This window comes from Candidatus Paceibacterota bacterium (assembly GCA_030583765.1).
GTDB lineage: Bacteria > Patescibacteriota > Minisyncoccia > 2-02-FULL-40-12 > GWA2-44-9.
Genome location: CP129474.1, coordinates 145,440 through 160,576, shown reverse-complemented (window position 1 = coordinate 160,576; position 15,137 = coordinate 145,440). Strand labels below are relative to the sequence as shown.

The 15,137-nt window shown below is 52.7% G+C and carries 13 protein-coding genes; 12 read left to right on the top strand and 1 reads right to left on the bottom strand.

Translation table 11 applies throughout. From position 1 onward, the window contains the following. Positions 1-4 precede the first annotated feature (4 nt). The 9 genes from QY311_00835 to QY311_00795 all read left to right on the top strand — a co-directional run bounded on the left by QY311_00835 (position 5) and on the right by QY311_00795 (position 9,812). Positions 5-1,252, top strand: a complete 1,248-nt coding sequence (locus QY311_00835; protein ID WKZ27288.1) for a His/Gly/Thr/Pro-type tRNA ligase C-terminal domain-containing protein — start codon at positions 5-7, stop codon at positions 1,250-1,252. Between the two features lie 44 nt (positions 1,253-1,296). Beyond that, complete coding sequence (locus QY311_00830) at positions 1,297-2,358, top strand: rod shape-determining protein (GenBank protein ID WKZ27287.1); 1,062 nt, start codon at positions 1,297-1,299, stop codon at positions 2,356-2,358. A 3-nt stretch (positions 2,359-2,361) separates the two neighbouring features. After that, positions 2,362-3,150: a rod shape-determining protein MreC gene (mreC, locus tag QY311_00825; GenBank protein WKZ27286.1), complete on the top strand. Its 789-nt coding sequence runs from the start codon at positions 2,362-2,364 to the stop codon at positions 3,148-3,150. A gap of 1 nt (position 3,151) precedes the next feature. After that, positions 3,152-3,676, top strand: coding sequence for a hypothetical protein (locus QY311_00820; protein WKZ27285.1), 525 nt, complete (start codon positions 3,152-3,154; stop codon positions 3,674-3,676). A gap of 9 nt (positions 3,677-3,685) precedes the next feature. After that, positions 3,686-5,623 carry a penicillin-binding transpeptidase domain-containing protein gene (locus tag QY311_00815; protein ID WKZ27284.1) on the top strand — a complete coding sequence of 646 codons (1,938 nt, stop codon included), beginning with the start codon at positions 3,686-3,688 and terminating at the stop codon, positions 5,621-5,623. Between the two features lie 53 nt (positions 5,624-5,676). Beyond that, entirely contained in the window at positions 5,677-6,138 is a 462-nt protein-coding gene (gene greA, locus QY311_00810) for a transcription elongation factor GreA (protein WKZ27283.1), read from the top strand. 74 nt (positions 6,139-6,212) lie between these two features. Further along, a complete protein-coding gene (lysS, locus tag QY311_00805) occupies positions 6,213-7,682 on the top strand; it encodes a lysine--tRNA ligase (protein WKZ27282.1) in 1,470 nt (489 codons plus the stop codon). Positions 7,683-7,687: 5 nt separating this feature from the next. Further along, positions 7,688-8,995 carry a serine--tRNA ligase gene (serS, locus tag QY311_00800; GenBank protein ID WKZ27281.1) on the top strand — a complete coding sequence of 436 codons (1,308 nt, stop codon included), beginning with the start codon at positions 7,688-7,690 and terminating at the stop codon, positions 8,993-8,995. 1 nt (position 8,996) lies between these two features. Further along, positions 8,997-9,812, top strand: coding sequence for an FtsQ-type POTRA domain-containing protein (locus tag QY311_00795; GenBank protein ID WKZ27280.1), 816 nt, complete (start codon positions 8,997-8,999; stop codon positions 9,810-9,812). A gap of 378 nt (positions 9,813-10,190) precedes the next feature. On the opposite strand, the gene QY311_00790 is transcribed toward QY311_00795, so the two are convergent. Further along, entirely contained in the window at positions 10,191-11,621 is a 1,431-nt protein-coding gene (locus tag QY311_00790) for a glycosyltransferase family 39 protein (GenBank protein WKZ27279.1), read from the bottom strand. A gap of 74 nt (positions 11,622-11,695) precedes the next feature. Between QY311_00790 and QY311_00785 the strand changes: the two genes are divergently transcribed. The 3 genes from QY311_00785 to QY311_00775 are packed head-to-tail and all read left to right on the top strand — an operon-like array spanning position 11,696 to position 15,128. Continuing rightward, positions 11,696-12,091, top strand: a complete 396-nt coding sequence (locus tag QY311_00785) for a hypothetical protein (protein ID WKZ27278.1) — start codon at positions 11,696-11,698, stop codon at positions 12,089-12,091. Positions 12,092-12,094: 3 nt separating this feature from the next. Beyond that, positions 12,095-14,524: a DUF87 domain-containing protein gene (locus QY311_00780; GenBank protein ID WKZ27277.1), complete on the top strand. Its 2,430-nt coding sequence runs from the start codon at positions 12,095-12,097 to the stop codon at positions 14,522-14,524. After that, complete coding sequence (locus QY311_00775; GenBank protein ID WKZ27276.1) at positions 14,502-15,128, top strand: GtrA family protein; 627 nt, start codon at positions 14,502-14,504, stop codon at positions 15,126-15,128. The genes QY311_00780 and QY311_00775 overlap by 23 nt, the downstream gene beginning before the upstream one ends. Positions 15,129-15,137: the final 9 nt, after the last annotated feature.

Sequence of the window (15,137 nt, the reverse complement as noted above, 5' to 3'; positions counted from 1 at the left end):
CGATATGCGATTCTCAAAACTACTTACCAAAACGTTGCGGCACGCTCCAGCCGATGAAACCGCCATCAATGCACAGTTGTTAGTCCGCGCCGGTTTTGTGCATAAAGAGATGGCCGGTGTTTATAGCATCTTGCCACTTGGTCTTCGCGTTCTTGAAAAAATTGTGCGCATCGTTGCGGAAGAAATGGATGCCATTGGTGGCGTGCAAATGCGCACGTCTGTTTTGCAAAATAAAGAAGTATGGGAAAAAACGGGACGCTGGAGCGATGAGGTCGTCGACAACTGGTTTAAGACAACGCTTAAAAGTGGCGGTGAGGTCGGGCTTTCGTTTACCAATGAAGAGGCCTATTCTGCGATTGTCAAAAATTTTGTTAGTTCATATAAAGATCTCCCAATATATCCGTACGATTTCAAAACTATTTTCCGCAATGAGCCTCGTGCAAAGAGTGGCATTCTTCGTGGCCGGGAATTCTACTGGAAAGCGCTCTACTCTTTTTCAAAAAATAAAGAGGAGCATGACGTATTCTATGAGCAGGCAAAAGCGGCATATCGTCGGATTTTTGATCGCGTAGGGATTGGTGCGCACACATTTGTCACTTTTGCGTCGGGCGGCACATTCTCGAAGTATTCGCACGAGTTTCAAGCGCTCTCGGAAGCGGGCGAGGACACAATTTACATTGATGCGGCAAAAGGCATCGCGGTGAACCGAGAAGTGATGACCGATGATGTACTCGCCGATCTTGATGTAGATCGCGCGAAGCTCACGGAAGCAAAAGCGATTGAAGTAGGAAATATCTTTTCCTTGGGCTTTAAATTTTCTGAACCATTCAACCTCACGTACAAAGATGCTGAGGGGAACGACGTGCCCGTGTACATGGGTTCATATGGCATCGGTATTACTCGACTCATGGGTGCGATTGTAGAGATCGCGCATGACGATCGTGGTATTGTATGGCCCGAGAGCGTTGCGCCTTACCGCGTGCACTTAGTATCTTTGGGGAATGTCGCAGAGCGCGCAGACGTGCTCTATCACGCACTCGTAAAAGAGGGCATCGAAGTGCTTTACGACGACCGTGTTGACGCTACTGCGGGGGAAAAGTTTGCCGACGCTGATCTCATTGGATGCCCTGTACGCTGTGTGGTGAGCGAGAAGACTCTTGCTCAGGATGTTATCGAAATGAAGCGCCGCAATGCGTCGGAGCCTGAGCTGGTGACCTTTGAAGAACTGCTCAATTCCTGCCGCTCTCTCTAATCTTTGCGTCTCTGGGGGGTTTCTGCTAGGGTTGGTGTGCTTTCATGCTCAGCAAATTTTTTGGATTTTGGTCAAAAGATATTGGCATTGATTTAGGTACTGCAAATACCCTCGTATATGTGCGGGGCAAAGGGATTGTTATTAACGAGCCGTCGATTGTCGCCCTGAACCAAAAAACGGGAAAAATCCTCGCCATCGGTGAGGGCGCTCGTCGTATGGTTGGCCGTACGCCAGGACATATCGTTGTTACTCGCCCCATGGTCAATGGAGTGGTGTCTGATTTTGATGTAACAGAGCAGATGCTGAAGTACTTCATCGACCGCGTGCATCGTGAAGGTTTTACCCTTTTGCCGCGTCCACGCGTGGTGGTGGGGATACCATCAGGCGTAACGGAAGTAGAAAAGCGTGCTGTTGAGGATGCGACCTACAATGCGGGTGCGCGCGAAGTATTCCTCATTGAGGAGCCAATGGCTGCGGCAATCGGTGCGCGCTTGCCCGTACAGGAAGCTGTTGCAAATGTTATTGTAGACATGGGCGGCGGTACCACTGAAGTCGCTGTTATCTCAATGGGTGGCTTGATTGCGTCGCGCTCTCTGCGTATAGCCGGAGACAAACTCATCGACGATATCATTCGCTACATGCGTGACGAGCGTAACGTACTCATTGGTGAGGCGACGGCAGAAAATTTAAAACTCACCCTTGGTTCCGCTCATCCACTTCACGAAGAACTCAAAGGCACGGTGCGTGGACGAGATCTTGTCTCAGGGTTGCCACGAGAGATTGCGGTAACATCTCACGATATTCGCGAAGCTATGCAGCGTTCCATTAGAAGCATTGTCATGGCGATTAAAGACACTATTGAGCAGACGCCCCCCGAGCTTACCGCCGATCTCATCAATAGGCAGATTTATCTCGCTGGCGGCGGAGCACTTCTGCGCGGTTTAGATACAATGATCGCCTCTGAAACGCAGTTGAACGTTACGATTGTCGACGATCCGCTCACTGCGGTTGCCCGTGGATGTGGTATGGTACTAGAAAATATTGATGAGCTGCGTTCGATGCTTGTGGCGATTGATCGCCAAGCATACACTTCGCTCTCATCGTAGCGAATGGCGCGATCTTCTGGAATACGGACTCTCTCTATTGCATTAGCATGTGTTGTCCTCGTGGGAGGCGTGAACGCTGCGACGGGCGGTGCGCTGCAACGTTTTGCTCAGCGCATCATCGAACCCGCAATTGCGCATATGCCTGGCGTTGCTCGTGCGATTCACTGGGTTGGGCAGTGGCGCCTTTCACACGAGACCCAAGATGATCTTCAGGCCCACATCGTGTCGCTTTCGGGGCGCCTAGCGAATTCTCAAGATCTTGCTGACGAGAACGCTTTCCTACGCTCATTACTTCGCCTTCCCATTCCTGAAACATATGATCGCGTTGAAGCGCGCCTGTGGGGAATTCGCATGGACGGGGATGGTATGGTGGCGCGTTTACAACGCGGGTCTCGCGACGGAGTGCGTGAGGGCGGAATTGTTATTTCCCAAGCGGGAGCGCTCGTCGGCGTTGTGCGTTCAGTCGCAGAAACCAATGCGCAGGTGCAGCTCATTATGGATCCCGCTTTTTCTGTGGCCGGCCGCACGCTTGAAGGAGGAGTTGATCTCCTTGTGCGCGGCGACGCTGACCGCGGTCTACGCCTTGATTTAGTTTCTATAGAAGACGCTGTAGCTACGGGAGAAACGCTCGTAACCACGGGCGCAGATGCTATTCCCGGCGGACTTGTTATTGGGACTATCGAAAGCGTGGTACGCGATGCCGCCGCCGTATTTCAATCAGTGCGTGCTGCGCCACTTTTCGAACGTGATTTTGATGGTCGCGTGCTCATTCTCGTTCCGCCCACATTGTGATATGTATTCGTCCTCTCTCTCACTACGTAGCTCGTGGGTGCTGATCATAAGTACCTGCGTGGTCTTATGGGCGGCATCATTTCTTGTGCCGCTGACATATCCTATTGTCTATAGCGCCATCGCGAGCGTTATTCTCTTTGGTGGTGTGGAATGGGCGGGTCGCACACTGGGCGCCGCGTGGCTCTATGAAGTTGTTTTCGGTGCGGCATTTGGCACATATATTGTGCCAGCGCTGTGTATGCTTGCCGTGTATGCCGCATGTCGTTCCATGATTGTGTTGAATCCCATTGCGGACATGCGCACTCTTTCACTTGCTCGCATAGGCATCGCGCTTGTAGGGGCTTACGCGTTGGCATTCACCGGATGGGTTATCGATACTCTTCTATTTCACACCCTCTCTCAGGGCGCGCTCAGTGCGTGGGTTGCATTGTGGGGCCGCTGGTCGTGGGTGTTGGCGAGCGCATTTGTGAGCGTTTGTATCTGGTTGTTGGGGATGATGCTGGCGCGCTCGCGTCACTTGGGGTAGAGTGCATGTATGGCCTGGTGGTCACTTTTTAAGCGCAGTAATCGTGCGTACGCTATCTCACTCGATAGCGAAGATTGGGTTGCGCCAGAAGAAACTCTTGTTGATGTGGGGAGTAGCCACGTAGATTTAGAGCGTCCCGTGGATGCTCGCATTTTTATGTTAGCCCGCAGTGTGGTGGGGCTCGTCGTTGTGGCTCTTGTGGTGGCGTCTGGGGTGCTGGCGATACACGAGCATAGGGTGCTTTCAGCGGCTGCGGAAGCAAATCGAACCGTACAGATCTCTGTAAGTCCGCCACGGGGCGCTATTGTTGATCGCACCGGCGTTCCTCTCGTAAAGAATACACCGAGTTTTCAAATCGCAATTGTATCTCGCGAGCTTCCGGCAACGCTTACTGAGCGAGAGGCGCTTTTTACGACCGTTGCGACAATTTTGAAAGAGGATCCGTCCGTGTTCGTTCCTCAGCTACTCGAACGCGCACGTTCGCAAAATGTTTTTTTTGCCGCAACAGGCATCCCCAAAGAAGCGACCGTGCAGTTAGCACAATTAACGGGAAGTGGCGTGCACGTCATCACAACAACAGAGCGCGCATACCTCAATGGCGAGCAATTTTCTACGATACTTGGGTACACAGCTCGCGTATCCGTTGCTGATCGAGAGCGTGACCCAACATATGCGCAGTCGGATCGCGTTGGCCGCGCCGGCATAGAGGCTCAGTACGAACAGGAGCTTCGGGGGACTCATGGAAGTATTACCTTTTCACGAGGCGAGGAGAGCGTACAAAAGAACCCTGTTCCCGGGCATACAGTCGTGCTTGAGATAGATGCCGAAGTACAGCGAATGCTCTACAATAGTCTCTTTTCCGTACTGCAGGGGGCTGCCGTCTCTGGTGCTGCTGCAATCGCACAGGATCCGCACACGGGTGCCGTGTTGGGCATGGTGAGCTTCCCTTCTTACGATAACAATATGTTTGCAGACGGTATTTCACAAGCGGAATATCAGCGCCTTTTTACGTCTTCGCGTAAGCCTCTCTTTAATCGTGTTATTGGCGGCACGTATAACCCCGGCTCAACCATTAAGCCATTTATTGGCATGGCTGCTGTAGAAGAGAATATTATTCGCCCCTCTGACAATATCTGGGAGTGTGTAAACATTACTATTCCAAACCCAAGCAACCCTTCTCGTCCGTATGTGTTTGAAAACTGGCGTCCTGAACATGGGCCATTTAATCTCGCTCGCGCAATCGCAACATCGTGCAACATTTATTTCTTCACCGTGGGCGGTGGGCGTGATACATTCCAGGGATTGGGGATCGAGCGCATAGCGTCATATCTTCAGAAAGCATTTGCAGACAAGGTTCTCGGCATTGATCTCCCTGGAGAGGTCGCTGGGTTTGTGCCAACGTCTGCATGGAAGCAGGAAAAGCGCGGCGAACCGTGGTATCAGGGCGATACCTATAACGTGTCCATTGGCCAGGGCGATCTTTCCGTCTCGCCGCTATGGATTAATGCCTATGTGAGCGCAATTGCCAATGGTGGCGTCATGTATCAGCCGCGCGTGGCGCAACGCATTCAGTACGGTGCCGGCACTCCCGATACCGTGTTTGCGCCAACAGAGCTCACGAAGCTTCCCTTTAGTGGTACTACCATTGCAGCTATGAAAAAGGCTATGCGTGAAACGGTGCTTACGGGAACAGCGAAGCTTTTGCAGGGCTTACCTGTTTCTGCAGCGGCGAAAACGGGAACCGCAGAAGTGACGAAGCATGGCAAAATCAACTCTCTTTTTACGGCGTTTGCGCCTGTAGAAAATCCAAAAGTCGCTATTACTGTGCTCGTTGAAACATCGGTGTATAGTGAAGGATACGCTATCCGAACCGCCTACGACTTTTTAAAGTGGTTCTTTACGCGCCCATCGCCAGCATCCCCAGCGCAACCCTTGCCATCTTCGTAAAAGGGGAGTAGTATAGGCAAACAGAAAAGCGCCGCCGAGAGGCGGTTTCGTCTATGGATACACAATATTTCAGCAAAGAAGGATTAGAAAAGCTCAAGCAAGAGCTTATTGAACGCACAGAAACGATGCGTGCTGAAATCGCGCGCCGCATTCGCGAGGCAAAGGAGCAGGGCGATCTGAGCGAGAACGCAGAATACGCAGAAGCCAAAGAAGCTCAGGCAATTAACGAGGGCCGTATTGAAGAACTCAAAGCAATCCTCGAGAACGCGGTAATTATTGATGACGATCGCAAGCGAGGCGGTGTCGTTGCTGTCGGCGCTTCGGTAAAGGTGGAATCAAAGCACGGCTCGCACACCTACACTATTGTTGGCCCTGCAGAATCAGACCCAGCACAAGGCTTCATCTCCAATGAATCACCTCTCGGCTCAGCATTTCTCGGCCGCAAAAAAGGAGATTCCGTCGACGTCAAAACTCCCAAGGGCCTTACTACGTATAAGATCGTAGACGTAAAGTAGGGTAGAAATAGAGAAGCCGCCCATTCGGGCGGTTTTTCGTTGCAATTCGGAAGTGAAATGCTACTATATTCGATATGCCTTTGGACGACATTCGTGATGGTCGCGTGGCAAAGCGCGCCCATCTTCTCGCATCACATCAAGACCCATATCCAGCCCGCACCTCGCGCACTCACACTATTCGTGCCGTGCTCGATTCTTTTGATTCTCTCAGCGCAGAAGCAACGCCGCTCGTGCTCGCCGGCCGCGTGATGGCGCGTCGTGAACACGGCGGCGCCATGTTTTTAGATCTCATGGACGCGAGTGGCACCATACAGCTTCACGCAACGCGTGACGCGCTTGGCGATGAGGTCTACGCGCTTCTGACCGAGACGCTCGATATTGGAGATATCATTGAGGCATCGGGTACGGTGTTTGTTACCAAGCGTGGCGAGCGCACCCTTGAAGTGCGCGGTGCGCGCATGCTCACTAAGACACTCTTGCCGCTCCCCGAAAAGTGGCACGGCTTGCAAGATGTAGAAGAGCGCTATCGTAAACGCTATCTCGATATTCTGTTAAACACGGAAGTACGCGAAAAGATGGTGATGCGCTCCCGTATCGTGCAAGCGATGCGCAGCTTTATGCAGTCGCATGGGTTCATTGAAGTACAAACGCCAACGCTTCAACCGCTCTATGGCGGTGCTTCTGCTCGTCCATTTAAGACGCACATGCACGCGCTCGATATAGATTTATACCTGCGCATCGCTCCAGAGCTCTATTTAAAGCGCCTCTTAGTTGCTGGTTTTGAGCGCGTGTGTGAGTTCACAACCAATTTCCGCAACGAGGGTATTGATCGAGACCATAATCCCGAATTTTCGGCTATGGAATTCTACGCCGCCTTCCAAGATTTGGACTGGGCGATGACATTTACGGAAGATCTCATGGCGCACGTGCTTGAATCCCTCCAACTTGGTACCACGACAAACTACCAAGGAACTACCGTGCACTGGATGCGTCCCTTTGTGCGAGCTACATTCTTTGAGCTCCTCAAAGAACACACCGGCGTTTCATATCTTGAGGCATCAGAGGACGACATGCGCGCGGTTGCCAAAAAGCTTGGCGTTGTTATCGAGAAGCATGTGACAAAGCCAGGTATTGCTGACGAACTCTTTAAAAAGGTGGTACGACCAAAACTCATCGAACCCACATTCGTGATCGAATACCCCGTAGAGCTCTTGCCGTTGGCCAAGCGCATCCCTGAGCGCCCTGAGGTAGTAAGCGCCTTCCAGTTTTATGCTGGGGGCTTGGAACTGATTAAAGCCTTCACCGAGCTCAATGATCCTATTGATCAGCGAGAGCGATTCGCTGGCCAAGAGACGCAACGCGCAAAGGGTGACGAAGAGGCCCAGCGCTTGGACGAAGATTTCATTCAGGCACTTGAGTACGGTATGCCGCCCGCCGCGGGTTGGGGCATTGGCCTTGATCGCTTTGTTGCGCTCCTCACGGACTCTCATGCATTGCGGGAAGTAATTCTCTTCCCACTCATGAAGCCACATGAGAACGAATAACCGCTATGCTCGACATCCATTTTATTAGAGAGAATGTAGATCGTGTTCGCGCAGCAGCACAGGCAAAGCGTGTAACCGTTGATATAGATGGAATACTTCGCCTCGATACCGAGGCGCGTGCTATACAAACCCAGATTGGCGAAGTAAACCGTCAGCGCAATGAACTTGCAAAGCAAGCAACAGATGGTAAGCCATCGCCCGAAGTGATCGAAGCAGGCAAGCGCATGAAAGAAGAAGTGGCGGCTCTTGAAGCGCGCCACGAAGCGATCGTGCAAGAGCTCACCCCACTACTCCACGCCGTGCCCAACGTTCCCGCTGAAGACGTGCCCGTTGGCCCAGATGAATCAGGTAACGTGGTGATGCGCACATGGGGGACTCCTGCAGCTTTTCCATTTGAGCCGAAAGACCACATCGAACTCGGTGAATCACTCGGCATTATCGATACTGAGCGGGCGGCAAAAGTAACTGGTGCACGTTTCGCATATTTAAAGGGTGACGGCGCACTCTTGGAGTTTGCAATTGTGCAGTACGTGATGCAGCTCCTGACATCTCCAGAAGAAATGCAGCGGCTCGCCGCCTCAACTGGTCCCGACGTTTCAGCAAAGCCATTCGTTCCGGTTGTACCTCCGGTGATGATCCGTCCTGAAACATTTACGCGCATGGCACGCTTGAGCCCAGAAGATAAAGACGAGCGCTACTATATCCCGAGCGATGACCTCTATCTCGTGGGAAGTGCGGAGCACACACTGGGCTCGCTGCACATGGATGAGATCATTGAAGAAAAAGATATGCCTGTGCGGTATATTGGTTTTTCTACGAGCTTCCGTCGCGAGGCAGGTTCGTATGGAAAAGATACAAAAGGCATTCTCCGCGTGCACCAATTTGATAAGTTGGAAATGGAATCATTTACGGCACCGGAGCACTCGCGCGCGGAACAAGATTTTATCGTTGCCATCCAAGAGAAGCTACTCCAAGGGCTTGAGCTACCCTACCAAGTTGTTGCCGTGTGTACGGGAGACATGGGGAAGCCTGATGCTCGCCAGATTGATATCGAAACGTGGATTCCAACGCAGGGGAAATATCGCGAAACACACACCGCTGACCTGATGACCGATTATCAAACGCGTCGTTTGAACACAAAAATTCGACGCGCAGATGGCTCACTGGTGCTCGCGCACACGAACGACGCTACCGCATTCGCCATTGGACGCATCTTGATCGCTATCATTGAAAACTACCAAACGGAGTCTGGAACAGTGCGCATTCCTGCCGTGCTTCAGCCGTTTATGGGAGGTAAAAAGGAAATCGTTTAATATGCCAGTACGTCCCCTTGCATCAACGTCCGTGCGTGCGTCGGACCGATTTGCACGTCGGAGGGAGCGTCGCGAGCGCATAGTGCGCTGGAGTCTTGCGACCCTGGTGGTGATTGCTGTGGGTGGCGGTATATACGCCTGCTTTTTCTCTCCATGGCTTTCAGTGCGTGCAATTGTCGTGGAGGGCACTCAGGTGCTCGATAGCGAGCTATTGTTGGCACACATTCACGCGGCACGTGATCAGCGTACGTGGGGGTATGCTCGTGACCACTACATGATTCCCGCGCGCCCTGAGCGCATAGCGCAGTCTCTTGAAGCAGAGTTTCCGATACTTGAGAGTGTTACCACTGATAAGCGTTTTCCGCACACGATTGCTTTTTCTGTACGTGAGCGTACCCCTGTCGCGCAGTGGTGTGAGGGGGCGGCGTGCCAGCTGACGGATGCATCAGGTGCTCGCTGGGATGCTCTGGAGAACACTTTGCCACACGACCTTCCCGTCGTTCGAGATATGCGAAATGGCGTGCGATGGCCGCAGAGTGACGCCACGATTCTCTATACGATAAGCACGATACGCCCGCAATTACGTGCCATGCGCATTGAGCCGCTCACTTGGGATTTGCCCGAGACAGCTCTTCCAGAATTGCGCGTCTCTGTAGCTGGGGAGAGCGAGCTCCGCTTCAGCCTTGAGGATGATGTACAAAAACAAATGACCGTACTAGCTGTGTTTCTCCGCGACACGCCGAGCACCGTGAGTGCCTATATGTATCTCGATATGCGTATTCCAGGGCGGGTGTACGTGAAGAAAAAGGCCCAATAACGGCCTATTTGGCGGGTATTGACTCCTTTTGTGGGTATGCTATAATAAGGAAAGCCTCCTAGTTCTTTATTAAACAAACCGGGCCGCAAGGCTCGGAAAAAGCAAAGAAGCAGTATTCCTTGTTTTTTCCGGGTCTGGCCACTCCAGCTTAGGGAGGGCGCCAGCAGGGTCGCCTTAGAAGCCAAGCCGCTGCAGCGGTGGTATTGCTTCTAGGAGGTAGGCGATAGTGATAAAAAAAAGAGTTTGCGGGTTCCCGAACGTGGGTACTCGCAGGCTGGTACGGGCCTTACCTCCAAAGGCATCCAGCTTTCCTCATACGGGCCTATGGCCCTGCCCCCAAAGCTTCATGCTGCGGGGGCTTCTTCTTTTTATACCGTCCTACGGAAGTACGAGTACAAGTGCGTCACGAGAAATGCGAACTCTGCTATATTGCTCTGGTGAGAGGTACAAAATGTTTTTAATCTGCTGTTGCTCTTCGGTGAAGGTTTGGGTGAGATAGCGAAGCGGTGCGCTCTGCGCGGTTGTGCGCGCAATGATAATCACTGGTCCGCCATGCTCGCGGATGCGCTTGAGCATAGCAACGTCATCGGCGCGATATGCTTCACGTACATCAGGATTCGTGCCCCAAATCACATGAGCACGGACAGTTTCTGCAATCCCCATCGCAAGCACAAAGGTGAGCGCAACCATAACCGCGGTGAGGGCCCCTTCTTGTACATGCATGCTCCCATGTGGCAAGCGAATATTTAAATCATGCGGGTGATTATTATGGTACCAGTCGGCAAGGCGATCCATGAGCCACCACAGTGCCTGGCCAGCAAAGAGAAAGACAACGGGTGCGATACCGGCAAGGCGCATGGTAACGCGCGGGTCATCGATGAGGGCGCCGCCAACCAGCCCGCAGAAGAACCACGAAACCAACAGTGTGTGCGTTGGGGATACGTGGCTACTCTCGCGCAACTCTTTGAGGATTTTGATGATGTTACGCAAAAGCCCGATGAGCGCGAGCGCGGCAACCGGCCAAAACACGAGCGAACTCCCTACAATGCCATTCTGCCACTGGCTGATAGTGGGCATAAATAAGCGCGCAAGGGCAGTACGAATGCCCTCACTCCAGTTTGCAACGAGCGTGGTCCCTGCGGGCGTGGGGAGAATATTCTGTGCGCCAAAGTAGGAAACGAGCAAGAGTGCGACGATGCCAAAAAGAATAAGGCCGTTGCGCAGAGAGTTATGTGCACGCTGCGCGGCTGCGTCTTGCGTGTGCACGCGAGTCATGTGCAGATATGCCGCTGCGGTAATTGCCCCCGCAAGAAGCAGTGGACGCGATAGTGTATGCGTGGAGAGTGCGGCCGCCCAGATAATTGCTGCTGAAGCAAAAGTTCCTTGAGTGTGCGTCGCGAGTGCCATCCATAGCGCATAGAGCCCCCATGTTGCAAAGAACGCCAAGCTTGCCTCCGGTAATGCGGAGCGTGAGATGAGGAAGTACCAAAACGAACCCGCATATAAAATGCTGGCGAGAGAGGCGATTTCCCATGAGAACAGTCGTCGAGCTAAAAAGTAGAGACCCGCTACTGATCCCATGCCAAAGAGGAGCGATGGAATGCGTGCTGCCCACGGCGTTGGGCCAAATGCTCGCACCGAGACGTTTTGCAGGACGCCATAGACACCGCTATGCGGTTCAGAAAGGACGCGAATAGCGTGCTGTGCTTCGCTACTTGAGATTCCCGCGGGCATGCCTCCGATGTTAAACAGCGAAACAACAAGCGTACCAAGGATGAGTGCGCCGAGCGCGATTCGATGGAGATGCATATGCATCAAATATAGCACATTATGCGCAGGAGCTGCGCTTGGACAAGTGGAAAGTGTGCTATACTATGCTTCGTATGAGTGAAGAAACACACGTTCAACTCGAGCAAGACATTCGCCGTCTTGAAGGGGAGCTTGCCAAGAAGCGTGCTACGCGTGATAGCGTCGCAGAGCAGAGCACGGCAGAGCATCAGGATGACCACGCAACATTACGTGAAGTGGTGCGTGAGCAGATTGTTGGTGCGCCAGCACCCGTTTCCACGCCAGCGCACGGCCCAGCGGTGCCACTCAACGACGAACAGGCCTTGCAGGTGCAGTCGCTCGTGCAAACAGCGCTCTCTCAGGGGCTCGATGTAGCAGTTGCTGCGGCGCGCGAGACGAACAACCCTGCGATCATTGACGCCCTCCACGATGCGCTCGCGGACGTGTACTGGAAGGAAATGCTCCAGCGAGGTTTTGTAAAAGCACTCTAATTCGTGTCAGGTATTTTCCTTATTGCCTACGGTGCGGTGTTTATCCTCACGGCGGCCGCCGCGCTCGTGTTTTTTGGTTCTCTGCGGGCCCGTGGACGCATCATGCGCGGCATGGACATGTCGCTCTACCGCGTCACGTTGCCCCGTGAAGCGCAATCGTCACAGAAGTCAGACCGCGAACTTATTGCGGTGATGGAACAGCTCTTCACGTCCATTACCAGCATCCATGCGCGTGGTTGGAATAAATTTGTATACGGAGAGCCCTACATTGCGCTTGAGATGGCAGTCCATCACAAGGGAGAAGACATCTTCTTTTACTGCGCCGTCCCTAAGAATTACGAAGCGGTGTTTGTAAAACAGGTGCACGGTCTCTATCCAAGCGCCGAAGTGGTGCAGTCTCCCGAGTACACCATCTTCCACCCGTCGGGCGTGTTCGCCGGCTCATATCTTTCACAGAAAAAAGAGGCAATTCTCCCGTTCCGCACCTATGCGCGCCTTGAAAGCGATCCGCTCGGGGGCATTATTTCCGCGCTGTCCAAGTTAGAAAAAGAAGGCGAAGGTGCCGCCATTCAGATACTCATTCGTCCTTCACATAAAGAGAGTGTTCGTTCTCTTGCACAACGGGTTGCGCAAGAGATGCAGAAGGGAAGTCCATTTAAGGAGGCATTCGCACGCGTACGTTCCAGTAAGAAGCAGGAACAAGACGAATCGGCAAAACCCGCAACTGCATTTGAGGACGACGTTATTAAGGCGCTCCAAAGTAAGGCATCGCGTCCACTTTTTGATACGAACGTGCGCATTCTCGTATCCGCAGAAACGCAAGATCGCGCGGATGCGATGCTCAAAGATATTGAGTCTTCTTTTGTACAGTTGGGGAGCCCGGACTTAAACGAGCTGGCACCCCTTGGCTTACGTGCGCGAGGTAAAGATAAGCTGGCCTATGAGTATGCGTTCCGCATGTTTAATGATGCATACGCCATGCAGCTTTCCAGTGAAGAGCTTGCGAGCATCTACCATTTCCCACTCCAACACAGCCAGGCCGCGCGCGTGGCATTTTCGCATGTGAAAGCAGCGGAGCCGCCAACGAATCTTCCCGAGCAAGGCATTGTACTTGGTGCAAATGTATTTCGTGGTCAGGAGCGTCCCGTGCGCATGACTGATTCAGATCGTCGTCGGCACCTCTACGTGGTGGGGCAAACGGGCACCGGTAAAACAACGTTCATGAAGCACATGATCGCGCAGGACATCCGTGCTGGAAAAGGCGTGTGCGTCATCGATCCTCACGGTGATTTTGCAGAATATGCACTCTCGGTTGTGCCTAAAGAGCGCGTTGATGACGTCATCTATTTCAACCCAGGAGATACAGATCGTCCGCTTGGTCTCAATATTCTTGAATTTGACCCCACAAAACCAGAGCAGAAAACGTTTCTTTCTAATGAACTACTCGCAATTATTAAGTCACTCTATAAATCGCTTCCCGAGGCGTTCGGTCCCATGTTTGAGCAGTACTTTAAGAACGCGATTTTATTAGTCATGGACGTTTATGAGCGAGCGGTGCGTGAGAAGGGCTCCAAAGAAGGTCTTGGGCACCTCATCCCCACCATGGCGGATATTCCGCGCATTTTAGTTGATGAAGACTATCGCCGTGAAAAGCTCGCGCTTGAAGACAATCCGCTGGTGAAGTCATTCTGGGAGCTTGAAGCAGAAAAAGCTGGCGGTGAGGCTGCGCTTGCGAACATGGCGCCTTACATTAACTCAAAGCTCAATCCCTTTTTGGCGAACGATTACCTGCGTCCCATTGTGGGACAAAAGGTAAGCGCGCTTGATTTCCGCGCCATCATGGACGGACAAAAAATTCTGATCGTGAACCTCTCCAAAGGCCGGATTGGGGAGATGAACGCCAACCTGTTGGGCATGATGATCGTCTCGCGCTTGCTCTTGGCGGCACTTGGCCGCGTCGATCTTCCTGAAGACCAACGCAAGGATTTCTATCTCTACATCGATGAATTCCAAAATGTTACTACGGACAGCATTGCTACCATTTTGTCTGAGGCGCGAAAATATCGCCTTGATCTCATCATTGCGCACCAATACATTAAGCAGATTCCAGAATCGATCCGCGATGCGGTGTTTGGCAACGTCGGCTCACAGGTCGCATTTCGCATCGGTGCCGATGACGCCGAAGCGTTAAAGAATAAATTTGAGCCCGTGTTCACGCCGGCAGACCTCTCCAGTATCGACAACTTCAATGCGCACGTGCGTATGCTCATTGAAGGGCAAAGTGCGCGCCCATTTTCTATCCAAACCATTCGTGAGCCAGCAGGGGATCAGCGCCTCGTGAGTGCGCTAGCGGAGCTTTCCCGTTTGACGCACGGCCGCCCACGTGCATTGATAGAGGAAGAATTGAAGAGTGGCTATCGAACCAATGCCTAGCTTGTCCCGTCTCGACTACCTTGGTGCCCTCATAACCGGTGTCACAACCGGTTCTATCGCGTGGCAGATTCTCTCTTGGTTTCGCATCCCATTCTATCTTGGGTTTCCGTGGGCGTGGCTCATCGTGCTTGTCCCCATGCTCTGGCTTGTGGGCGTGATCAAAGGATACCTTCTGGGGAAATATATCGCTCCCGTTTTTGCTGATTTTGGAAAGTTCGTCGCTGTTGGATTTACGAACGCCGCCGTTGATTTTGGTATTATGTATCTACTCATCGCGCAAACGGGCATTGCTTCGGGTGGGTGGTTCTCTCTTTTTAAAACGGCATCGTTTGTAATTGCGCTTGGGCACAGCTACACGTGGAATGCGCTTTGGGTGTTTTCGAACCATGGTCGTGGCCTCAATCGCCGTGACTTTATCCGCTTTACTACCGTGGCATTGGTTGCGCTTGCCGTGAATGTTGGCGCCGCTTCGTTGGTGGTAAACGGCATTGGGCCCATGTTTGATCTCTCTCTGCGCGCATGGGCTGGCGTGGGTGCTGTGACGGGCTCAGCGCTCGCGCTCTTGGTGAGCTTTACGGGCTTTCGCAAGGTGGTCTTTGCCTAACGCTTCCTT